Annotated in this window: 21 protein-coding genes and 1 pseudogene; 7 read left to right on the top strand and 15 right to left on the bottom strand. The window is 61.7% G+C overall.

The features are described from left to right. Positions 1-71: 71 nt before the first annotated feature. From HG262_RS31165 to HG262_RS01290, 5 genes are all read right to left on the bottom strand, one after another. The gene (locus HG262_RS31165; RefSeq protein ID WP_169269304.1) at positions 72-1,067 is read right to left on the bottom strand and encodes a fimbrial protein; all 996 of its coding nucleotides are present in this window, start codon (positions 1,065-1,067) and stop codon (positions 72-74) included. 322 nt (positions 1,068-1,389) lie between these two features. Beyond that, the gene (locus HG262_RS01305) at positions 1,390-2,157 is read right to left on the bottom strand and encodes a molecular chaperone (protein ID WP_169269303.1); all 768 of its coding nucleotides are present in this window, start codon (positions 2,155-2,157) and stop codon (positions 1,390-1,392) included. Further along, positions 2,154-4,682: a fimbria/pilus outer membrane usher protein gene (locus HG262_RS01300; RefSeq protein WP_248293185.1), complete on the bottom strand. Its 2,529-nt coding sequence runs from the start codon at positions 4,680-4,682 to the stop codon at positions 2,154-2,156. Before HG262_RS01300 ends, HG262_RS01305 begins: the two co-directional genes overlap by 4 nt. A 207-nt stretch (positions 4,683-4,889) precedes the next feature. Next, on the bottom strand, positions 4,890-5,630 hold the full coding sequence (locus HG262_RS01295) for a fimbria/pilus periplasmic chaperone (RefSeq protein ID WP_169269302.1): 741 nt from the start codon (positions 5,628-5,630) through the stop codon (positions 4,890-4,892). A 30-nt stretch (positions 5,631-5,660) separates the two neighbouring features. Further along, complete coding sequence (locus HG262_RS01290; protein WP_169269301.1) at positions 5,661-6,239, bottom strand: fimbrial protein; 579 nt, start codon at positions 6,237-6,239, stop codon at positions 5,661-5,663. A gap of 358 nt (positions 6,240-6,597) precedes the next feature. Here HG262_RS01290 and HG262_RS01285 point away from each other — a divergent pair, with 358 nt between their 5' ends. Then, positions 6,598-8,211 (top strand): NAD(P)/FAD-dependent oxidoreductase, encoded by a 1,614-nt coding sequence (locus HG262_RS01285; RefSeq protein WP_169269300.1) that lies wholly within the window; start codon positions 6,598-6,600, stop codon positions 8,209-8,211. Between the two features lie 47 nt (positions 8,212-8,258). Here the strand turns inward: HG262_RS01285 and HG262_RS01280 are convergent, their stop codons facing one another. After that, positions 8,259-8,876: a TetR/AcrR family transcriptional regulator gene (locus HG262_RS01280; RefSeq protein WP_169269299.1), complete on the bottom strand. Its 618-nt coding sequence runs from the start codon at positions 8,874-8,876 to the stop codon at positions 8,259-8,261. A gap of 153 nt (positions 8,877-9,029) precedes the next feature. On the opposite strand from HG262_RS01280, the gene HG262_RS01275 reads away from it, so the two are divergent. Next, a complete protein-coding gene (locus HG262_RS01275) occupies positions 9,030-10,109 on the top strand; it encodes an MBL fold metallo-hydrolase (RefSeq protein ID WP_348984352.1) in 1,080 nt (359 codons plus the stop codon). Between the two features lie 7 nt (positions 10,110-10,116). Here the strand turns inward: HG262_RS01275 and HG262_RS01270 are convergent, their stop codons facing one another. Next, a complete protein-coding gene (locus HG262_RS01270; RefSeq protein ID WP_169269297.1) occupies positions 10,117-10,350 on the bottom strand; it encodes a 4-oxalocrotonate tautomerase family protein in 234 nt (77 codons plus the stop codon). Positions 10,351-10,399: 49 nt separating this feature from the next. Beyond that, complete coding sequence (locus HG262_RS01265; RefSeq protein WP_169269296.1) at positions 10,400-11,110, bottom strand: SDR family NAD(P)-dependent oxidoreductase; 711 nt, start codon at positions 11,108-11,110, stop codon at positions 10,400-10,402. 82 nt (positions 11,111-11,192) lie between these two features. Here HG262_RS01265 and HG262_RS01260 point away from each other — a divergent pair, with 82 nt between their 5' ends. Both HG262_RS01260 and HG262_RS01255 read left to right on the top strand, forming a co-directional pair. Then, positions 11,193-12,080 (top strand): LysR family transcriptional regulator, encoded by an 888-nt coding sequence (locus HG262_RS01260; RefSeq protein WP_169269295.1) that lies wholly within the window; start codon positions 11,193-11,195, stop codon positions 12,078-12,080. Positions 12,081-12,120: 40 nt separating this feature from the next. Beyond that, complete coding sequence (locus HG262_RS01255; RefSeq protein ID WP_169269294.1) at positions 12,121-13,218, top strand: crosslink repair DNA glycosylase YcaQ family protein; 1,098 nt, start codon at positions 12,121-12,123, stop codon at positions 13,216-13,218. A gap of 12 nt (positions 13,219-13,230) precedes the next feature. Here the strand turns inward: HG262_RS01255 and HG262_RS01250 are convergent, their stop codons facing one another. Genes HG262_RS01250 through HG262_RS01240 form a run of 3 tightly spaced genes read right to left on the bottom strand, consistent with a single transcriptional unit; the run spans position 13,231 to position 16,333 of the window. Continuing rightward, positions 13,231-14,424, bottom strand: a complete 1,194-nt coding sequence (locus HG262_RS01250; RefSeq protein ID WP_248293184.1) for a hypothetical protein — start codon at positions 14,422-14,424, stop codon at positions 13,231-13,233. A gap of 34 nt (positions 14,425-14,458) precedes the next feature. Continuing rightward, on the bottom strand, positions 14,459-15,355 hold the full coding sequence (locus HG262_RS01245; protein ID WP_169269293.1) for a methylenetetrahydrofolate reductase: 897 nt from the start codon (positions 15,353-15,355) through the stop codon (positions 14,459-14,461). A 54-nt stretch (positions 15,356-15,409) separates the two neighbouring features. Then, positions 15,410-16,333, bottom strand: a complete 924-nt coding sequence (locus HG262_RS01240) for a LysR family transcriptional regulator (RefSeq protein WP_169269292.1) — start codon at positions 16,331-16,333, stop codon at positions 15,410-15,412. Between the two features lie 145 nt (positions 16,334-16,478). On the opposite strand from HG262_RS01240, the gene msuE reads away from it, so the two are divergent. The 3 genes from msuE to HG262_RS01225 all read left to right on the top strand — a co-directional run bounded on the left by msuE (position 16,479) and on the right by HG262_RS01225 (position 19,199). Next, positions 16,479-17,060 (top strand): FMN reductase, encoded by a 582-nt coding sequence (msuE, locus tag HG262_RS01235; RefSeq protein WP_169269291.1) that lies wholly within the window; start codon positions 16,479-16,481, stop codon positions 17,058-17,060. 98 nt (positions 17,061-17,158) lie between these two features. Further along, the gene (locus HG262_RS01230; RefSeq protein ID WP_169269290.1) at positions 17,159-18,142 is read left to right on the top strand and encodes a DUF1852 domain-containing protein; all 984 of its coding nucleotides are present in this window, start codon (positions 17,159-17,161) and stop codon (positions 18,140-18,142) included. 28 nt (positions 18,143-18,170) lie between these two features. Continuing rightward, complete coding sequence (locus HG262_RS01225) at positions 18,171-19,199, top strand: methionine synthase (protein WP_169269289.1); 1,029 nt, start codon at positions 18,171-18,173, stop codon at positions 19,197-19,199. A gap of 45 nt (positions 19,200-19,244) precedes the next feature. Here HG262_RS01225 and HG262_RS01220 read toward each other — a convergent pair whose 3' ends face one another. The 4 genes and pseudogenes from HG262_RS01220 to HG262_RS01205 form a co-directional block, all read right to left on the bottom strand. Then, complete coding sequence (locus HG262_RS01220; protein ID WP_169269288.1) at positions 19,245-20,228, bottom strand: tripartite tricarboxylate transporter substrate-binding protein; 984 nt, start codon at positions 20,226-20,228, stop codon at positions 19,245-19,247. 375 nt (positions 20,229-20,603) lie between these two features. Further along, positions 20,604-20,756 (bottom strand): annotated as a pseudogene (locus tag HG262_RS01215) (LysR family transcriptional regulator); the annotation flags it as partial. A gap of 7 nt (positions 20,757-20,763) precedes the next feature. Then, positions 20,764-21,945: an MFS transporter gene (locus tag HG262_RS01210; protein WP_248293183.1), complete on the bottom strand. Its 1,182-nt coding sequence runs from the start codon at positions 21,943-21,945 to the stop codon at positions 20,764-20,766. Between the two features lie 15 nt (positions 21,946-21,960). Next, a complete protein-coding gene (locus HG262_RS01205) occupies positions 21,961-22,665 on the bottom strand; it encodes a type 1 glutamine amidotransferase domain-containing protein (protein WP_169269286.1) in 705 nt (234 codons plus the stop codon). Positions 22,666-22,715 lie beyond the last annotated feature (50 nt).

Below are 22,715 nucleotides of genomic sequence, written 5' to 3'. Positions count from 1 at the left end.
AACGCTTTGGCCGCCGCGACAACGCGGCGGCCAAGATGCCCCTTACCGCTCAGCCGGTATGCGTTCAGTCTTCAATCATAGAAAATCTTGAAATTGACTTGGCTATTGGCGGCGCCAGCCTCGACACCGCGCGCGCCGGACTGATCCACCCGCTTGTACCGGGCTTCCAACGCAATTTCGGCCATGGCATTGGCGGCAACACCCGAGCCGGGGATATTGTCAAAGCCGTACTCAGTGCCGACGGTGCCCGGGCCATCACCAATGCTTAACGCCGAACTTTGACCGGCCCGGGTCAGAATAATGCCAAGATTCTTCGCGGTGCCCGACTGGCCCGCGTCCTTAAGTTGAAGGACGTTGCCGGGCGTACCCGGCACCAGGCCGTACTGCGCATTGAAGGCAATCCGGGGTTTGGCCCCGGCCACGCAACGGTTTACCGACACACTGAAAGGCACCGCCCGGCCCACATCGCCATCACTGGGGAATTCCCTGACGTGGTGGGTACTCATCGGCAGCGTAAAACCTGTGCCTGTAAATTTGGCGTCCACTGTGCACGTGGCCTCGACAACCGGTCCCCCACCGTCCAGCGTCAACATATCCGAGACGTCGAATTCCAGGCGCTGGTAGCACTGGACGGTCCCTCCCGGCGGCACGGGCCCATCGTCAAGGGGAGCAACCAGATGTGAACCCACGCCCGGCGCCGATGCCTCGGGCCGCTGCAGCGTCACCGCTTCAAACACAGTACTGCTCCACCCGGGATCCAGACCCGTCACGGTGTGTTTGCCTGGCGCCACATCCCCTATCACCACCAGCTCTATCTCGATCGACGTGCCAAATTGCTCTTTGCGGCCCACTATTTCCAACGGCGGGCGTGTGGACATAATCCTGGCGGTATACAGCGTCAAGAAATCATCCATTCGCTCCGCCTTGACCACGGCGGTGCCTTTCTTGACGCGAATGCCCAACCCTTTCACGTTGGTCGGAATAAGGGAACCCGCATACGGAGGCCCTCCCGCCCACCTTCCACCGATGAGCATTACGGGCTTGGCCCCCGTGTCGTCTTGACGCACGAAAGCCCCCTCGGAGCTCAGGCTCAACGTGCGCGTGGCGATCACATTGTCAACGGTAGACGTATCCAGGCCGGTCTTGACCCAAGGGGTCGCCCCCCCGACCGGGCTGGAGGAAAACTGGAATAGCGAGCAAGAGCGTAGGTAGTAATCGCGGGTTTGAGCCTGCGCCGCCCCTATCGAAGCCGCAATAAGCACGGCCCCCAAGCCCAGTTGTCGGCCGTGCCGTCCAAGGCGAGGAAGCATTGAGACAGATTTCATCGCTGATGTACTCCAAGAGGTGGCGTCCGCCCCCATCCTGGTGGGCCGGCACGCATAGAAATCGTTAGGGGCGGGATGCCGCGCGCAGCGTTGCCGTGCCGGGCACGACGAGGCCCAGGTCATCGACTGCCTCAAAATCCAGCTTGTCGCCCGCCGGGGACGGCGCGGTCGTGTCCATGGGAAGCAAAAACTGTTCAACGGATTTCGGCATGAGGGTCAGGCCCTTCAATTCACTGGCCCCCTGTCTGCCGCCAACGCGGACGGTCGCCAGGGATACGCTGTACGGGGTGGGGTTCTCGGCCCGCCAGTAGGGCGCGTCCTGCGCCGTCCCTGGGTGGAAGGTCCATCTCACTTGCGCAGGCGCATCCTGGGGAGTGCCCGGAAGGCCTTTGGGGCGGTACAAGACCTTCATCACATAGCTCAACACCACCTGCAGCCGGTTCTCCGACTGGCGGGTGGATGGCGTATGCCGCAGGTTGATCCGCAAGACCGTCTCCCGATCTTTGGGTAGCGGCTCACCCGTGTAACGCAATTGCATCGCTTTCCGTTCGCCGGGGTCTATTCTGAACAGCGTGGGCATCAGCACGAATGGCACCTGCAAACGGCTCAGGTCCGCTTCCGCCCCACCGTGGTCCAGCCAGGCCTGCACCAGGATGGGGGCCTTACCCGTGTTGCTCAGAGGAATGACGACGTGTTTTGCGCCCTCGGTGTAGACGAAGCGTGTGCCGGTGACGGCCAAGTCAGCCCATGCCGTCGCCATCGGCAGACACAGAAACAACAGCGACCATCCTATCCGCCACCCCGTAGGCAAGCTGCGATTGCCCGTGTTCATCGGCGCGCCAGCGGAGTCATCGGCCGCGCTTGCACAGGCACCGGGTGGCAGGTCTGCTGCAGCGTGTCGAAGCCGTCTTGTTTGACGCCTTTGGCACGTTGCGGCAATTCATAGTCGATCTGGCATTGCTGCTCAGGTTTGCTGCCCCACTCCACGCGAATGGAACCTTGATCTTGCGCCGCCCGCATGACGATGCGGCTGCCTTGGCCCACCCCTCCGATGGGCTCGCCACTGGCAATATCAAACACTTCCGCTCCAAACGGGAGCGTGGTGCCATCGGGCCGCGTACTGTCGATCAGTACGGGCCGCGCACGCCGGGTAGGATACGAAAGCAGTACCACCGCCCCCGCTCGCGGCGCCACGGTGCGGGAGCTGTTCATCAGTTCCACGTCATCGGACATGTCCCCCGGATTCAGTTCCACGGTGTTGATCTGGTAGGGGGACAGGCTTGAAATCAGGCCATAGCCACGGCTGTCGATCCTGCTTTGCCCGTATCCGACTCGGGCGTCCTCGGCATCCGGCGCATACAGCAGCCCCACGGTTTCGCCCATCATGGGCGCAAAGGTCAGCCCACCTTGGTGCGCCAGGACGCTTCCGTTGGCCCTTAAGGTGCCCTGCCGGTAGCCGGTTCCGCGGGAAACGCTAACACCCAGGTTCGCCACCGACGCCCGGTAGTCCAGGTTGCCGTTGGCCGAGTTGTTGCCGCCACGCGTGTCTCGGGAAGCGGACAAGGAATACGAAAGATCACCGGCCTGATCCAGGGTTCCTCCGACGCCCGTGGTCACGTCGGTGCCCGCGCGGCTATCACGGCTGACGAACGTATTCATGACAGGCGCACGCGCAGAGCGGCCCAATGGAATAGAAATGTTGAATGCCAGCAAGGTGCTCTTTTCGCGCCCCGCGGCGTACACCGAGCTGCCTGGCAATAAGCTCTGCGTTCGCTGCACGCTAAGCGAATAGGACACATCGCGCCACCGGTTCGAATACCCCATGCTGTAGCTCGCCGCGTTACCAGAGCGCTTCCAGTACTGCGTCGCGCTTCCGTTGGCGTACACCGTTCCACCGGACGGTCCCAGGTTTTGGCTGATATTGAGGTCGAAGCGATTGCGTGGCCGGCCCAGGTCGCCATAGTGTCTGCCTCGACCCGCATCGCGCAAGGCGATTGCCTCGTTGAAACCCACGTAGCCGCTGGTGGAATACCGGTAGGCCGCCAACGAAAAGTTGGTTCCGCTGTTGGGCAGGTTCTTGCTATAGGCAATGCGATAGCTGGAACCCGAAATGGTGCCGCTATCTGGCAGATTGGCGCTGGCCACCGTCACATCGCCGCCAAATGCACCAAGCGAAGTATTGAGCGCTAAACCGCCCATGGCCGAGCCGTAATAGTCGCTGGCCGCCAGGCCAGCGTAGCCGGTCACCATATTGCTGAGACCTCGCCGGATCACCCCTTCGAATATGTTTTGACCGCTACTGCGGTTCACTGACGACATCGCGCGCCCGGCGGAAATCGAATAGCGCGTCGTACCCGGACGCAAGAGCTCCACGCCCGTTGCGAATGGCACGATGAAACGGCGCTCCTCGCCATTGGCTTCGACGACCTTGACCTCGAGATCCCCGCCATAGCCCGCCGCCTGCAGAGAGTCGATGGCAAACGGCCCTGGCGGTACCGTGACCTCGTAGATGAGGAACCCGCGCTGATAAACCGATACCGACGCGTTGGTGGTCGCGGTGCCGCGGATCACCGGCGCGTAATTGCGAAGGCTACGTGGCAGCATGCGCTCATCACTGCTCACATTCACGCCCCGAAACGATACGGCATCGAAATAATCGCCGTTCGTGGAGGTCTCGCCGATGCGCAGTTGCGAACGCCACGCCGGAATGTCGGTACTAAGATAGGTCTGCCCACGCTGATAGTCCGCGCCAGCCCCCCCCGACCCCCACGTCAACGACCCAACGTGACGCAAGCGCCAAGCGCCCACGTTCAGCCCGGCATTCAAGCCTGCATAGGCCCGTGTGTAACGATTCCCGCGACTTTCCACGGTATTGGCATTGGCGTTGTAGTTCAACCTGCCCGACGTGATACCGCTGTCCCAATAACTTGGGTCCACGTAGTTGTCAGCCAATTCCGAGCGCAGATAATAGGTCGGCACAGTCAAATACAGCCGCTGCTCACCTAAGTCGGTCTTGACCAGAACGCCGGGCACGAATTGGGCTAGTTCCTCGCAAACCGGGTTGTCACCTAGCGGCACCCGGCCCTGCTCGGCGGCATAGCGGGCGCTGCGCTGAACATCCAGGCCCGCGCGCTGCAAAAAGCCCACGTCGTAACAGGGCTGCGCGCCAAGCGCCTGCGAACCACGGTATTCGATATCCTGCGTGCCTCGCCACTTGCCGTTGACAAAGAGTTCCAGCCGGTATTGCCCCGGCGCAATAAAGCCACTGCGCTCAAAGCGGGACAGGTCTATGGTGTCGCCACCGACGCCAGGCATAAGAACCTGGACGTCGAACTGGACGTGCCGCGTGGGTTCCATGGCTTGCGCTCCAGAACTGAAAGCCAGGGCCAACGCTACGATCAACCGCCTGGGCTTGAGTCGCGATGCCGCATTACCGCAACAATGTTCGTCCCCGCACCGGGCAATCGCCAGACGTGTTTTTCCCCGCAGTGAAGCGTGCATTCCAACCATCCTGATACAAGTGCTTTAGTGATCTGGCCGCTGAAGCGTCGCGGCCAGCTGCGTCTAGCGCGACAACTCGCGCGTCAACGTGTGACGGCCGCCGAAATCATTGATCGCCTCGTAGTCGACGCGAATCTTGGCGGAGCTGGTGGCGGTGCCCTGAGGCAGCTTGAAGCGCTGAACGCCATAAGGTTCCACCATGCCGTTACCGATGCTGGTGCGCTTTGCGCCGATCACCGATTCGATGGAAGACATTGAAACGTGAAATGGCGTCGGATTTTTGACCTCTAGCGCCGCGCCTGCGCCCGACCTAACCAGCTTCCATTCGAGCTTGGCTGGCGCGTCCTCCACGCCATCACGCAGGGCCGCCGGTCGGAAAAAAAGCTTGATACGGGTTCTGAAGGTAAAAATCGCGGACGACGTGGAGTCGCCGCGTGGCGGCGCTTCAAGCACGTTCAGATAGAACAAGGACTCCCGGTCATCCGGAAGTTGGCCGTTGGTGTAGGTCAACCGGATAAGAGCACTGGAGTTCGGGTCAATTCGGGTCAGGACCGGTGACACCGTGAAGGGGACCGCCATATTTGCCGGCGCGATGCCCGCGCGGCCATCGTCCACCCAAACCTGCGCAAGCATCGGTTCAGAACCTTCGTTGCGCGCCCGGATTGACACATCCTTGGCATCCGACGGGTACACGACCCGGGTTCCCATCAGCACCAAGGCTGCTTGCGCCGAACCTGCACAAGCAGCCCAGGCCATGACGCCAGCCACCACAGCAGAAAACACCTTACGTACCACTAGCGCCATGATTACCACTCCTACTGACTTAGCTGCCGATTATTCGTACGCGACCATGAACGGAATAATCGAATTTGCCGAGCCACCCGTTACGCTCGCTGCGGTAGAGACGTAATTGGCCGTATAGGACAGGATGCCACCCGAAGCGCCGAGCGTGACTTGCTGAGGGGTCGGCTGCGCCACGCCAAGAGAGATCTTGCCTGTACTGCTGTTACCGTTATCATTGATCTCGATCTGCACGCCCTGGGCGGGCGCCGTGCTGGTGATCTTCAAGTTACCAGATGCCTTATCAACGTGGAGAGAATCGTTATCAAAGGCGACACGGGCGATAGTGCCGGCGGCGCATGCCTCGCCGCTGCCCTCAGTCAAGCTGATATCGAACGGGACGGGCGTGGTTCTCACGCCAATGCCGGTAAAGTAGGTGGGCAGGTGATCGCCCATGGGCACTTCCAGAATATTGTTCATGCCAGGCGCCTGGCCGTTAATCAAGCAAGTCGTGGCGCTGATCTTGCCCACGAATTTGACCTGACCATCCCATTGGGCGTGCGATACGCCCGGTGCCAACGCCACCACCAATGCGCCGGCTGCCGACAAGGATGCGAAAGTGCTGCGTTTCATTTTTTGATTCCTGATACTGAGGGATTGACTGCCGCCACCGTGAAGGCATGCAGTGAACAAGCATCCACCATGCGTGCACTGTTTATTCGGTGCACGCATCGTTTTGCCATCGGTTTTTTTGCCGCCACAACATATGCGATCGACAGGCATTACTTTAGTGATATGGCAGCGCTAGATCTCTAGGAATGACAGCAAAATCGACTCGAATTACTTCGAATGCTCTCGAGTCCTCAGCACGGGCAGACCGACCGGCCGTGCCCGGCAGGAAGCGCCCGGTGAATCCCCAGCGTTCCGCTTGCCGTCCAGTACAATTCCCGGTTTGGCGACGTTGTGATCGCCCATTCATCTGGACCAAAGCATGTTGCGACTGTCTGAAATCAAGCTGCCGTTGAACCACACCCCCGAGGAATTGCCCGCGGCGATTCTGAAAAAACTGGGCGTTCCGGCCAGCGACCTGCATGGCTTCACGATCTTCCTGCGCAGCTACGACGCGCGCAAAAAACACAATATCCTGCTGACGTACACGCTGGATATCGACATCGAAAATGAAGCGGCGCTGCTCAAGCGGTTTCACGATGATCGTCATGTGAAACCCACGCCCGACACCGAATACAAGTTCGTTGCCCAAGCGCCCGCTGGCCTGAACAAGCGCCCCATCGTCATCGGCACCGGCCCCTGTGGCCTGTTTGCCGGACTGGTGCTGGCGCAGATGGGCTTCAAACCCATCATCCTGGAGCGCGGCAAGGCGGTGCGCGAGCGCACCAAAGATACGTGGGGCCTGTGGCGCAAGCGCGTGCTGAATCCAGAGTCGAACGTGCAATTCGGCGAAGGCGGCGCGGGCACGTTTTCGGACGGCAAGCTGTACAGCCAGATCAAGGACCCCAAGCATTACGGCGAAAAGGTGCTGAAGGAATTCGTGCTGGCCGGCGCGCCGGAAGAAATCCTGTACGTGAGCAAACCGCACATCGGCACGTTCCGTCTGGTGGGCATGGTGGAAGTCATGCGCGACACCATCACTAAACTGGGCGGCGAAGTCCGGTTCTCCAGCAAAGTGGAAACGCTGCAGCGAGAGAACGGCCAGGTCACCGGGGTAACGCTGGCCAGTGGCGAACATATCGAGGCCGACCACGTCGTGCTGGCCATCGGCCACAGCGCGCGCGATACCTTCCAGATGCTGCACGACCAGGGCGTGTTCATGGAAGCCAAGCCGTTCTCGGTCGGCTTCCGGATAGAGCACCCGCAGTCGCTGATCGACAAGGCGCGGTTCGGGCCGAACGCCGGCCATCCGATCCTGGGCGCAGCGGACTACAAGCTGGTGCACCACGCCAGCAATGGGCGTTCGGTATATAGCTTCTGCATGTGCCCCGGCGGCACGGTGGTGGCGGCCACCTCCGAACCCAATCGCGTTGTCACCAACGGCATGAGCCAGTACTCGCGCAACGAACGCAACGCCAACGCGGGCATCGTGGTGGGAATTTCGCCCGAGGTGGATTACCCGGAGCACGTGCTGGCCGGCGTGGATTTCCAACGCGCCCTGGAATCGCGGGCGTTTGAGCTGGGCGGCGGTGATTACAGCGCACCGGGCCAGTTGGTGGGAGATTTCCTCGCGGGCAAGGCGTCCACGGAGTTCGGCTCGGTACAACCGTCCTACACGCCGGGCGTGCACCTGACCGACTTGGCAACCGCCCTGCCTGACTTTGCCATTTCCGCCATCCGCGAGGCGCTGCCCGCATTCGACAAGACCATCAAAGGTTATGGCATGCACGACGCCGTGCTGACCGGCGTCGAGACACGGACTTCATCGCCGATCCGCATCAAGCGCGACAACGAGACGCTGCAAAGCATCAACACCACCGGTTTGTTCCCGGCAGGCGAAGGCGCCGGTTATGCGGGGGGGATTCTGTCGGCAGGCGTGGACGGCATCAAGATTGCTGAGGCCGTGGCGTTAAGCATCATGGGCCGGCAGGCCTGACCTGATTTGGTTCACGGTGCGCGGGCGGTGCAACGCCGCCCGCGCCTTCAGCTGCGGCGCTGGTAGCAACCCAGGAACATCGCCACCGCGGAATCCGCCACCCGCTGACGCTCGGCCGGGTTCAACGGCGCTTGCCCCAAGGTCACCTGGGGCCAGAACGCAAAACTCTTCACCAGCCCCTGCAACTGATGGCCCGCAAAGTCCGGGTCGACCTCAGCCAAGCGGCCATCCGCGATCGCGGCCTGGATCCAGGCGGTGACGCCGCTTTCCTTTTCTCCCATCCGGCACACGATGCCCTGCGCCCGCTCGGGGGAATGGATGATCTCGGCCAGCGCCACGCGCGCCAGATCGATGAAACTGGGATCGCCCAGCAATTCAAGCTTTTGCATCAACAGCTGCTTAAGCTGCTGATCCAGCGGCAGATCGGAGCGGTAGGCCAGATCCACGCTGGAGGCGCTGCTGTCCCACAGTTGCTCAAGCATCTGTCCGAACAGTTCCTCCTTGCTGGGGAAATGGTTGTAGACCGTACGCTTGGAAACGCCGGCGGCGGCGGCAATGCGATCCATGCTGGTGGCCTCGTATCCCGCCGTGCGGAACTCGTCCACCGCCGCACGCATGATGGCTTCACGTTTGCGGTCGGTCAGACGTTTGGGCGAATTGGGCATGGAACGGCCTGAGGCGGGAGACACCTTATTTTACACCGGGCAGTGTACTTTTATAAAAAACAAAACTACACTGTGCAGTCTACATTTAAGATGCCTTCCATGAAGCGTCTCTCCGTCTTCGCCCTTGCCCTCTTTTTGCTTGGAACTCTTGCCGTGACCGCCAATACTGCCTATGTCCATTGCACTCAGCCAAGCTATCCCGACTCGCCCCAACACCGCGATGGCCGCTTCGGGAACGTGTCGCCCCGCCCGCCCATGGGCTTCTGGAATGGCCTGAAACTGACCTGGGCGTTTCTGTTCGACAAGCCCACCGGCACGGTTCCCGACCAACCGATTCCGGTGCACACCCTGGACCGCGCTCAGCTAGAAGCCGCCCCCGACCGCAGCCTGTACCGTCTTGGCCATTCCACCGTGCTCTTGAAGCTGCGCGGCAAATACTGGCTGACCGACCCGGTGTTCTCCGAACGCGCCTCACCGGTTCAATGGTTCGGCCCGGCTCGCTTTCATGCGCCCCCCATCGCCATCAAAGACTTGCCTCCCATCGCCGGGATCATCCTGTCCCACAACCACTACGACCATCTTGACCACGCGGCGGTCATGCAATTGGCCGGCAAGACGGGCCGCTTCATCACCCCGCTTGGCGTGGGCGACCAACTGATCGCGTGGGGCATCGATCCGACGCAAGTCGAACAACTGGACTGGTGGCAGTCGACGGAAGTCGATGGCCTGCGCTTGACGGCCACGCCGGCCCAGCACTTTTCGGGCCGTGGCTTGACCGACAGCGACCGCAGCCTGTGGGCCTCATGGGTGATACAAGATGCGGACCTGCGCGTTTTCTTCAGCGGCGATACCGGTTATTTCGACGGATTCAAGGCCATCGGCGACGCCTTCGGCCCGTTTGACCTGACGCTGATGGAAACCGGCGCTTACGACAAGCGCTGGGCCTACGTGCATATGCAGCCGGAACAGACGTTACAGGCGCATTTGGACCTGCGCGGCCGGTGGTTGCTGCCGATCCATAACGGCACGTTCGACTTGGCGATGCATGCCTGGCAGGAACCGTTTGAACGCGTCGCGGAGCTGGCATCGTCGAAAAGCGTGGCGTTGGCGACGCCCCAAATGGGCGAACGCGTGGACTTGAACGCCCCCCACGCGGGTGAAGCATGGTGGCGGAAATCGCAGCCTGAAACGACTTCCGCGATTTCCGCAATTGCCGCGACGGCGGCCCGGTGAACGGCGCCTAGTCGGTCTTGGCGTGCTTCGCCCGATACTCGGGCACGGTCACGCCGCCGACGCCCCAGTTCTCCATGTCGACCTCGTCAATGACGACGAAGGTCGACGCATGCGGCTTTCCCAGGATGTCAAACAACAGGTCGCTGACGCCTTTGATAAGCGCCCGCTTCTGTTCGGGCGTGGTCGCCGTCGCGCCGGGTTCGGTTCCTTCGCGGGTAACTTTGATGTTCACGTAAGGCATATCAATGCTCCATGTTGGACTGCGGCATAGGGACTGACTGACGGGACAGTCAGGCGCCTGCCACTTGCCCGCCGTCCACATGCAGGATCTCGCCAGTCACGAAACCGGCATCCTCCAGATAGAGTACCGCCTGCGTTACATCGGTGACCTCGCCCATGCGCTTCATGGGATGCAATGCGGCCAGCGCGCCGTGCGTTTCCGGGGCGTGCATGGGCGTCTTGATGATGCCCGGCGACACCGCATTCACGCGTATATTGCGCGAGGCGTATTCGATTGCAAGGCTACGCGTTGCCGCGGCCAAGCCGCCCTTGGTCAACGACGCCAGCACCGACGGGACCTTGGAATTTGCCTGGTCGACCAGCGTTGTGGTGATTTGCACGATGTGGCCGCTGCCCTGCTTGAGCATCGCCTCCACGGCATGCTGCGTGGTATAGAAAAAGCCATTCAAGTTGGTCGACAGCATGTCCCGGTACTGCGGTTCGGTATATGCCGTGAATTCGCTGGCGACGAAGATGCCGGCGTTGTTGATCAGCGTATCAACCCGCCCAAAACGAGCCAGCGCCTGCGCGACAACCTGCTTGCCCGTCGCCGGATCGCCGATGTCGCCGGCGATGGTCAGGTAGTTCGGATTGTCTGACGGCTTAATGGACCGGGACGTGCCGACGACGCGGTAGCCACGGCTGAGAAATGCGCGGGCGATAGCCTCGCCCAGACCCTGCGATGCACCGGTAACGATGGCGACTTTGTGTTCGTTGCTCATGCTGATTCCTTCTGTATTGGGGTTGGCATGACCCGTACATTAGGCGCCTCGCACCTGTTCGAAAATCCGCTATTCTTGCTCAATGGCTGATAAAAAACGCACAGAGCCCGACTGGCAAGACATCCGCGTATTCCTCGCGCTAGGGCGGTACGGCAGCCTGTCCGCGGCCGCGCGGGCACTGTCGACCAACCATTCGACGATCTCGCGCCGCCTTCAGTCCCTGGAGGCGACGCTAGGGGAAAAGCTGGTCGAACGCCGGCCCGAGGGCTATGTACTGACTCCTGCAGGAACGCACGCGCTGGCGGCCGCCAGCGACATGGAGGCTGCCGTCCACACGCTGGGCAGAGGCAGCGCGGATGGCGCGCCGCGCGGCCTCGTCCGAGTCAACGCCCCCCCTGCCCTGTCCCAGGGGTTTCTGGTGGGCAGACTGGCCAGACTGCCGCTGCAGCACCCCGGCATCGATATCGACCTTGCCACGGATCTGCGCTCGGTCAGCCTGGAGCGGCATGTCACCGATATCGCCGTCCGCCTGGGCCGCCCCCAAGACGGCGACTTCATCGCAAGGCCGCTGGGCCTGATGGCATTCGGTTTCTACGGGGCGCCGCCGCTTTGTGAACGGATCGAACGCGGCGCGGAACCTGTCTTTGTCGGGTTCGATGAGGCGAATGCCTATCTGCCCGAGGCGATTTGGCTCGCCCGCCATTTTCCACAGGCGCGCATGGTCTTCAGGGCGAACAATCAGGTGGCGCAGGCGGCGGCCGCCAGATCAGGCGTGGGAATTGCGCTGTTGCCGCACTACATCGGACGGACGACGCCAGGTCTTGTCCCTTGCCAGCTGGACGAGATGCCGCCGCCGCGCGAGATCATGCTGCTGACTCGAAGGCAGGACCGCAAAGATCTGCCGATTCGGACGGTTGTCGACTATCTGGTCTTGGTGTTTGACGATGAGCGAGCGTTGTTCGCAGCGTGAACTTCGACCGATTCCGCTGGCTCTGTGATTCAATTCCCAAATGCCTACTGAACCCCGCATTGAAGACCTGCGACGTTACGCGGTCGTGCGCAGCCTGTTCACGCCCGTCACCCTGCCCGCGGCAATCCGTCGCCTGGGCTTCGTGCAAGCCGACCCCATCCGCGCCCCCGCCCGAGCACAGGACCTGACGCTGCGCCATCGCGTCAAGGACTACCGCGCCGGCGACCTGGAGCGCCGCTACACACGGCTGGCGATCGACGAGGATTGCCTGGTCAACTACGGTTTCCTGCCAAGCGAGCACCTGACGCTGATGCATCCCCGCCAGGCCAGGAAAGCCTGGGATGCCGAGACCCAGCGCAAAGCCGCGGACGTGCTGGCTTTCGTGCGTGAACACGGCGCGGTCCATCCGCGCCAAGTCGATCAGCACTTCCAACACGGCCGCGTGAAAAACTATTGGGGCGGGTCAAGCAACGCCAGCACGCAACTGCTGGACGGCATGCACTATCGCGGTCTGCTGCGCGTGAAACGGCGCGACAGTGGCACGCGTATCTACGAGGCGGCCACGCACCCGCCGGCGGACGACAGCCCCGCCGGCGGTATTCGGCGCGCCGCCACCTTGATCGACCTGGTGGTCCGCAAATACGCGCCGCTGCCCGCCGCCAGCCTGACCTATCTGCTGCGGTTGCTCGGCTATGGCGCTCCGCATCTGACCGCGCAAATCCAGGCGGCGCTGCGCTTGGCGCGCGAGCATCTGGCCAGTTGCCGCATCGATGGAACCACCTGGTACTGGCCTGCCGACGAAAACCCGCGCTCGCGCCGTTACGCGGTCGATGACCGGCTAAGGTTGTTGGCCCCGTTCGACCCCGTGGTCTGGGACCGGCGCCGCTTCACGCAGCTTTGGGGCTGGACCTACAAGTTCGAGGCCTACACGCCGCCCGCGCAGCGCCAGTTTGGCTACTACGCGCTACCGATGCTATGGCGTGACGAGGTGATCGGCTGGGCCAACGTGTCGGCAAGCGAGGGGCGGATGACGCCCGCATTCGGCTATGTCGCGGGCACCGCCCCCAAAGGCGCTGCCTTCCGCGGTGCGCTGGATGAGGAAATACAGCATATGACGCACTTCCTCACTCCGCGCTGAGCTATCCGGCAATCAGCGCGACGCGCCGATCTGCAGCACCCTGAAGTCGCGTTGCATATAGCGGTTCATCACCTGCGACAGAATCGGGTTTCCCGCATTCTCTGCTTTGGGTGAAGTCATGCTGACGACTGCGGCACACAGGCTACCGGCCTGGACGGTACGACCGGCGACCGTGGCCTCTACCGCCCCAGCCATGCTTTCCTTCCACGCGGCGTCAATGCCGTCAACGGCCTGCTTGGCGGAGGCGCAATCTGCGTAAGCCAGCGAAATCACCACGGCGGGGACATTGTGGATCTGGACGTCTGCGAGGATGCCGGAGAAGTAAGGCGGGATACCGCGTGCGCTAGCTGCCGCAGCCGCTTGAAGATTGCGCTTTGCCGCTTCAAAGTCTGCGGGTGTAGCGGGCAATACCTTCGCCGGATCGACGCCTTCCAGGCCCAAGACGGGTGAAATCACCGCAGCCTGCACAATCTGGCCGCGGTCGGAAGAGACGGCTTCCTTCAGCCCGGCAACCGAGGCGGCAACGACTGCACTGTCGGCCACCGATGGCGTGGGCTTGGCCAGTAATTTCATGCCCGTTGCGGCGGACGCTTGAACCAAGGCGGTATCCAGAGGCAAAACAAAGCTTGCCTTGCCCATCGTGCCCCTCCACGGGTCTTTGGGATTGGCCTTTTTCATGTCCATCTTATTGGCCTCGCCATTGGCGAGAACGCCTGGGACGTCACCACCAACCGGCGAAAAATCGGCCTGCTTGAGGCGATCCACCAGCCCCGCGACGGATTTCCGGTCCTTCATTCCCCAATAGGTGATATTGCCCGGTGCTTGTCCAAATGTGGCGAAATAAGAGAGTTCATCGAACGGGATTTTCGCGTTGGCCGACCATTGGTCCAGCCCATATCCCATGGATTGAAGCGGACTGATCCATTGCGCCATGGTCAGCCTGCGCATGCCATCCGCGGATGGCCCGGCTTTCTCCAACCCTCGCCAAGCTTGCGTGTCCACGAAGAATATCTGCATCGCTTCAGGCGCGGTGAGCACGCCCTGCGGTATCTGCTTCAAGGCCTGATTCAAGGATTGGGTGCTGTCTTGTGCGGCGGCCGAAGCGGAAAATCCGGCCATCAAGCAGAGGGCAAGAGCCTTTAAGCGCATCAGATTATTTTCCTTTTTCTTGAGTCGTTTCGTGTGGGTGCGATACCTGTGTGGCAAGTGGATCGCTGCGGAACGATGGTACCTCAAGGCGTCATGACAGGGCTCTACTGGCGTCACGCAGTTGCCCGGCGCGAGAGCGGTACTGCTCTATCCACCTCACGGACTGTGCGATGCCTCCGAATGGAAAGAAATGCAGGCTCACCGTTCCATGTTCTTCTGTGAGTCCCGCAGCCAAGCGATCCACAAACACATCCGGTCCAGCCGTGCCGAACAGCTTGCCCAGAGAAATGCCGTATTTGGACCACATTGATGCGCAGGCGCTGACGCCACACAAGGCGGCATAACGCGCCAGCACCGCGATACCTGCGGGCCCCGGCACGCCCACGCGCACGGGATGCTCAATGCCACGCTCGCGCAGCGTTTTCAACCACGCCAACACGATATCGGCATCGAATCCAAATTGCGTGACGATCAAGGGTTTCATGCCGCGCATGCTGATGCTGTGGCACTTGCGTTCAAGCACCTCCCACCGATCGGCCGGGTTCATCACCGGATGGCCTTCAGGATGCCCGCCTACACCGACAACTTGAATGCCCGCGCGCTCGAAAACGCCTGTCTCGATCAGCGAGGAACTGTCGGCAAACGGCCCCAACGGCGTTGACGGATCTCCTGCGATTACGAAGCAACGATCAACGCCGGCTTCAGCAACCGCGCGCTTGACGAAGACGTCAAGCTCGGCAAGCGAGGCGATACGGCGTGCAGAAAGGTGCGGCATGGGCACGAAACCCAGGCCGCGCACGGCCCGCGCCGCAGCCAGCCGCGCGTCGTTGTCCTGGCCTGGTAGATAGGGAATGGAAATGGTCGACCCCGGCAGTATCCGTGGTGCCGCTGCAGTCAGCGCTGGAATGTCCTTCGCGCTGACTTCCAACGAATAGGCATCGGTGATGTTGCTGGGCGACTTGAGGGGACTGGGATGAATCAAGGGCATCAATGACAGGCACGCCGATCGGCTCGGCACACGATTTGCGTTCAACGGCAGGATTCAGCCAGCGGCGTCTTGCGCACTGGTCGAGGCGGTGCCGGCGGCTGGCTGGCGGGCCAGTTCGATGAAGGCCCGCACGTAATCAATAGTGGTTTCTGCCTCGCGTGCGCCCAGGAAGATCTGCTTGGCAATGCCGCGCACGCCCAGCCGCACGGGCACCACGTCCATCCTGGCCGCGTATTCCTCGACCAGCCAGCGCGGCAAGGCGGCCACGCCGCGTCCACTGGCCACCATCTGCACCATGATGTCGGTGGTTTCAATGGCTTTGTGGCGTTTAGGTGTCACACCGGCCGGCAACAGGAACTGGTTGTAGATGTCCAGGCGCTCGATATCCACGGGGTAGCTGATCAGCACTTCCTGGGTCAGCTGCTGGGGCTTCACATAGGTTAACGAAGCCAGGGGATGGCCCTTGGCCACGACCAAAACCTGCTCGTAGTCGAACACGGGTTCGAACTTCAGCCCCGGCTTGAACAGCGGGTCGGGCGTGACCAGCAGGTCGATCTCGTAACCGAACAGCGCGCCGATCCCGCCGAACTGGAACTTCTGCTTGACGTCCACATCGACGTCGGGCCATGCGGCCAGATAAGGGGAAACCACCTTGAGCAGCCACTGGTAGCAAGGATGGCATTCCATGCCAATGCGCAGCGCCCCGCGCTCGCCCTGCGCGAACTGGCCCAGGCGCTCTTCGGCCAGATCCAGTTGCGGCAGCACGCGGTTGGCCACCGCCAGCAGGTACTGGCCGGCTTGCGTCAGTCGCAGGCTTCGACCTTCGCGCAGCCAGACGTCGGTGCCCAGCTGCTGCTCCAGCTTCTTCATGCTGTGGCTCAGGGCCGACTGCGTCAGGTTCAGCACGCCCGCGGCAGCCGTCAAGGAGCCTTGCTTTTCGACCTGCTGGACGATGCTGAGGTGGATGCGCTCAAGCATTCAGATGATTTCCGCTCATGGATTCGTGAAATAAAACCATTTTACTTCATCACTACCGTCCCCTAGTATGCGAACCCAGGCTGTTGCTGCACCTGCACAAAAAAGCAGATGCGGCGTCGCGTAGAACCACTCATGTGAAGCAAAGATGACACGTCCACTCCGTCTAGTAGCAGTTTCCGGCGGACTGCAACGCCCCTCCAAATCGGCAGCCCTGGCCGAGCACCTGCTGGACCTGATCGCCGACGCGGTCCCCTGCGAACAACATCTGGTCGAACTGGGTCAGCTCGCCCCGCAACTGGCTGGCGCCGTTTGGCGTTCCCAACTGCCCGACACGGCGGAGCGGGAACTTGGCGTGGTCGAGCAGGCCGACATCCTGGTGGTGACAACCCCGGTCTACCGTGGCTCGTACACGGGACTGTTCAAACACTTTTTCGACTTCATTCATCAGGACGCCTTGATCGACAAGCCCGTCCTGTTGGCGGCAACCGGCGGCAGCGAACGCCATGCCTTGATGATCGACCATCAATTGCGGCCGCTGTTCAGCTTCTTCCAGGCACGCACACTGCCGCTGGGCGTCTACGCGACCGACAAGGATTTCGCCGGTTACCAGCTGCAGGACGAGGCCCTGATCGAGCGGGCCCGACTGGCGGTCCAACGGGCATTGCCCTTGATCGGATTGATGCGCCATCCCCTATCTGCCGCCGCAGAAGAGGCGATGGCAGCCTGACGCCAAGCTAATCCGGCTGCCGCGCTGCGCGGCGACAGCGTCCGCCGACCCGCGGCAGACCGACTCAACTTTCGCAAAAATAAACACACCCCATCGCAATGAGCCAAGCCTTCACCTTCAGCATCAAGAGACTCTCTTTTGATGAGAATTACCAGCCATCCGACAGCACGCGCATCACGACCAACTTTGCCAACCTGGCCCGGGGCGCGAGTCGCCAAGAGAATTTGCGCAACACCCTGCGGATGATTGACCGGCGTTTCAACAACTTGGCCCACTGGGACAATCCCAAGGGCGATCGCTACGCGGTCGAACTTGAAATCATTTCCGTTGAAATGCACATGGGCGCGGAAGGCGGCAGCGACGCTTTTCCGTTGATTGAGATATTGAAAACCAATATCGTCGACCGGAAAAATAACGAACGCATTGAAGGCATTACCGGGAACAACTTCTCGTCCTACGTGCGCGACTACGACTTCAGCGTGCTGCTGTCCGAACACAACAACAATACATCCACCTTCAGCACGCCCGACAATTTCGGCGAGTTGCATGGCAAGCTGTTCAAGCACTTTGTCAATTCAAGCACCTACAAAGCGCACTTCAGCAAGCCGCCGGTCATCTGCATCAGCGCGTCCAGCAGCAAGACGTACCATCGCACTGAAAACCAGCACCCCATCCTGGGCGTTGAATATCAGCAAAATGAATTCTCCCCGACGGATCAGTACTTCGAAAAAATGGGCCTGCAAGTCCGCTATTTCATGCCCCCGGGAAGCGCCGCGCCCTTGGCCTTTTATTTCCAAGGTGATCTGCTTGGCCACTACACCAATCTTGAGCTGATCAGCATCATCAGCACGATGGAAACGTTCCAGAAGATCTACCGCCCCGAGATCTACAACGCCAATTCCGCAGCCGGCAATCTCTATCAACCGAGCCTGAAGAACCAGGACTACTCGTTGACGCAGATTGTCTATGACCGCGAAGAACGCAGCCAGCTAGCCGTCAAGCAAGGGAAGTTCACGGAAGAGCACTTCATCAAGCCGTACGCAAAGACGCTCGAAAGCTGGGCCGCCAACTGCACCCTCTAATCACTCAAAACACACAAGACCATAGATCATGAAAAAACTACTGCCCACCTCGACTGCCGGCAGCCTGCCCAAGCCTTCCTGGCTTGCCCAGCCTGAAAAGCTGTGGTCGCCGTGGAAACTGGAAGACGAGGAACTGATCGAAGGCAAGCAAGACGCCCTGCGCCTGGCGCTGCAAGAACAGCAACAGGCCGGCATTGATATCGTCAGCGACGGCGAACAAACCCGTCAGCACTTCGTCACCACCTTCATCGAGCACCTGAGCGGCGTGGATTTCGAAAAGCGCGAAACCGTCCGCATTCGTGATCGCTATGACGCGAGCGTGCCCACCGTCGTGGGCGACGTCAGCCGCCAGAAGCCCGTTTTCGTCGAAGACGCCAAGTTCCTGCGCCAGCAAACCAAGCAGCCCATCAAGTGGGCCCTGCCGGGTCCCATGACGATGATCGACACGCTGTACGACGGCCACTACAAGAGCCGCGAAAAGCTGGCCTGGGAATTCGCCAAGATCCTGAACCAGGAAGCCCGGGAACTGGAAGCCGCAGGCGTCGACATCATCCAATTCGATGAGCCGGCCTTCAACGTCTTCTTCGACGAAGTCAATGACTGGGGCATCGCCACCCTGGAACGCGCCATCGAAGGCCTGAAGTGCGAAACCGCCGTGCACATCTGCTACGGCTATGGCATCAAGGCCAACACCGACTGGAAGAAGACGCTGGGTTCGGAATGGCGTCAGTACGAAGAGTCGTTCCCCAAGCTGCAGCAATCCAATATCGATATCATCTCGCTGGAATGCCACAACTCGCACGTGCCGATCGATCTGCTCGAACTGATTCGTGGCAAGAAGGTCATGGTCGGCGCCATCGACGTGGCCAGCGACAAGATTGAAACGCCGGAAGAAGTCGCCAATACGCTGCGCAAGGCGCTTAAGTTCGTGGACGCCGACAAGCTGTATCCGTGCACGAACTGCGGCATGGCGCCGTTGTCGCGCGCCATTGCGAAAGGCAAGCTGCTGGCGCTGAGCGAAGGCGCGGAGATTGTTCGCAAGGAACTGCTCGGCTGATGCTGAGGTAAAGCGGTAAGGGGCGCGAAGGGATCGTTGTTCTATCTACTGTTCCTTCAGCCCCAATGACTTCATCAACGGGGCGAACAATTTCTTCTCGTCCTGCACGCGCGCGGCATAGTCGGCTACGCTCAGCGGTAGCGCCTCGGCGCCGGCGTCCAGGAAGCGCGCCTGGATCTCCGGCCGTGCCAGCACCTTGTTGATCTCACCGTTCATGCGATCGACCACATCATCGCGGGTGCCGGCGGCGGCGTACACGCCGAACAGGCTGTCGGCGAAAACGCCGTCAATGCCCACCTCAGAAAACGTTCGTATGTCGGGCGCCACGGCAGCCCGTTGCCGACTTGCCACCGCCAGCACCTTCAGCTTGCCCGCTTGCACCATGGGAAAGACCGTGGCCGGTCCAAACGCAAAGTCGATCTGGCCCGCGGCCAGGTCTTGTATCGCCGGCGCCACGCCGCGATATGGCGCATGGGTGGCCTGCATGCCGGTAGCCTGCTTGAGCAGCTCGCCAGCCAAGTGCGGCGTCGTGCCGTTGCCGGCCGAACCGTAGTTGAGCGGATTGGGCTGTTTGCGCGCGTATTCGACGAACGCTTCAAGCGTATCGACGCCCAGCGAGGACCGGACGAACAGGAACAACTGGCTGTTGGCCAACAAGGCCACCGGCCGCAGGTCCCGCTGCGGATCGAACGGCATGCTGGCGAACATCACCGGGTTGACCGATTCGGTCGTCGACGGATTGAGCAAGAAGGTGTGATTGTCTCCGCCGTTGCGCACGACCTCGGCGCCCGCCAGGTTGCCGCCCGCGCCGCCCCGATTCTCAACGATGACGGTCTGCTTCAAGGCCTCGGCCAAATGCGGCTGTACCGTGCGCGCCAGCACGTCGACCAGCCCGCCAGGGGCCAGCCCCACGACCAGGCGCACCGGCTTGGCGGGCCAGGCCTGAGACGGCGTTTGCGCATGGCTGCCCGTCGCCCAGCCCGTCAGCGCCAGCATCATCAAGGCCAGGCAATGTCTACGCAGCAACATGCGATTCTCCTATGGGGCGCCACCGCGCGATCCTGCGTACGGTGCGTCAGGTGCCGCACCCCGGTGAACCGCCTTGATGCCTCATCGCGGCGGCAGCCCTGCATCTGCCGCTTATTCTTCACAAAACTTTAAGCATAAAGAATCCCGGATAACCCTAGTTTGCGGGTGCCAAGCCAGCGCGGCTTAGCGAGACCGCTTGAGTTCAAATAGAAAACGGGAGGACTCGAATTCGAGCCTCCCGTTCTTATTGCAAGATTTACCGCCCAGCAGCCTGGCTGATCAACAGCAGCCGCTGACCGTCGATCTGACGACCTTATTTAAAATCAATACGTTATTGCCATTTTCGGTCGCTAGCGGTAGCCCTTGGCAAAGCACATGTCGGCCGTTGGCTGCGGCCTTCACGCTGTCGCGCGCTTGCTGCCAGGCCGAGAAGACGCTCGGCACATGCTCAAAGAACAGCTTGCCCGCACGGGTCAAATGGAGTGCTTCGGCGACGTTCAGGAAGCAGCGAAGATGCCGAAGTTCCATCATTCACCTATCCATGAAGTCTTGCGCCCACGAACGCGGGACGTCGCCTCTGCCAGAGCATCCAGGCAATTCCCAGCCCCACGGCCACCGCACCGACCCAGGCGGTACTGGTCAGGCCCATCATCCCCAGACTGGCCCCCCCCAGCAGCGAACCCAGCGCGATACCACCATTGAAGCCGGCGATGTTCAGACCTGCGGCCACTGCTGGCGCTTGCGGCGCGTGAATATGCGACAGTCCGATCACCCGTGCTTGTAAGGCTGGCACCGCCGCATAGGTCAACGCACCCAGCAGACCCGTCAGCAATACCATCAACGGCAACGACGGCGCCGATGCCCAGATCGCCAGCAGCACCACGGCCAGGCCGGCCAGTACGATCATCACGGCGAAGTCCGCCCCCTTGCGGTCGGTCAGGCGTCCGCCCCAGATGTTGCCAATGGCGGCCATCACGCCATAGCCCAGCATCAACAGGCTGGCTGTGCTTTCGCTGACGTCCGTCACTTGCAACAGGATCGGCGAAATGTAGGTGTAAAGCGCGAACGACCCGGCATACGCCAACACGGTGATGCCGGCTCCAGCCAGCAGGCGCGGATTGAACATCGCTTTCAGGCCATCCATCGCGTTGGCCTGCACTGAGACGTCGTCCCGATCGGTCGGCATCAGGACCAGTAAGCCGAGGAAGCCAATCGCGCCGCTCGCGGCTACTGCCATGAAGATGACCTGCCAGCTCAACACGCTGCCCAGGTAGGTGCCGAGCGGAACGCCCAGCGCCAGGGCCAGAGTCAAACCGCCAAATACCACGGCCACCGCCGCACCGGCCCGATGCCGGCCCGCCAGTTGGGTTGCCACGCTGGAGGCCACGGCAAGAAATACCCCATGTCCCAGGCCCGACGCGAAACGGGCCACCAACATGGGCGTCAGTGCATCGGACAGGCTGACCACCGCATTGCCCAACGTGAACAGCCCCATCGCCACCAGCAGCAGCCGCTTGCGCGGCCAGCGCGTGGCGAGCGCCGTCAGGCCCGGTGCCCCGATGACAGCGCCCAGCGCATAGGCTGTGACCGCCGTGCCGACCTGCGCGACGCTGGCATGCAGGTGAGCGGAAATGGTGGACACCAGCCCGATGGTGACGAACTCGGTAAAGCCCAGGGCAAACGCGCAAAGCGCGAAGACGTAGATAACGAAAGGCATGCGCGCTCTCATGGCTTAGGCCCGATCCACGGATGCTGCCACCAGCAGCGGCAGCATCGCTTCGCCTACACCCTTGGCCGAAGCCGGGTTCTGGCCCGTCACCAGCCGCTCGCTCACGACCACCTGCGCCTGAAAGTTCGGCGCCGGCACATGCCGGGCACCGCGTTCCTGCAGCGCATCGGCCAGCAGGAACGGCACGGTGTCGTACAGGCCGACCGCGCGCTCCTCCTCGTTGGTGAAGGCCGACACGTCCTTGCCCGCGACCAGATATCGGCCATCGGAGAGCGTGAGGTTCACCAGCCCGGCCGGGCCGTGGCAGACCGCGGCGACCACCCCGCCACGCTCGTAGATACGCGCCGCGATGGCCGACAGTTCAGCGTTGTCGGGGAAGTCCCACATCGTCGCGTGGCCGCCAGCGTAGAAGATCGCGGCATAGGCATCGGGATCGACCTGCGCGGGTGCCAAGGTGTTCTCGGTGGCACCGCGCAGCGCCGCATCGTTCCAGAACGCGGCATTGATCGGATCGTCCAGGTCGAGTCCATCGACGTGCGCCTTGCCGCCCTTGGGGCTGACGAAATCGACCGCATGGCCGGCGTCGGCCAGCACCCGATGCGGATGCGTGACTTCGGACAGATAGAAACCGCTAGGCGCGGCGTCGGCGGCACCGGCCGGTCCCTTGCGGTCGTGGCTGGTCAAGACGAAAAGAATGCGTTGGGTCATCGGAGGCTCCTGCAAGCGAGTCAGGCACACCACCGAGCGCCTCCGGCGGA

Source organism: Achromobacter sp. Bel, assembly GCF_012928505.1.
Classification (GTDB): Bacteria; Pseudomonadota; Gammaproteobacteria; order Burkholderiales; family Burkholderiaceae_B; genus Achromobacter.
This window is presented reverse-complemented; position numbering and strand designations above follow the sequence as displayed.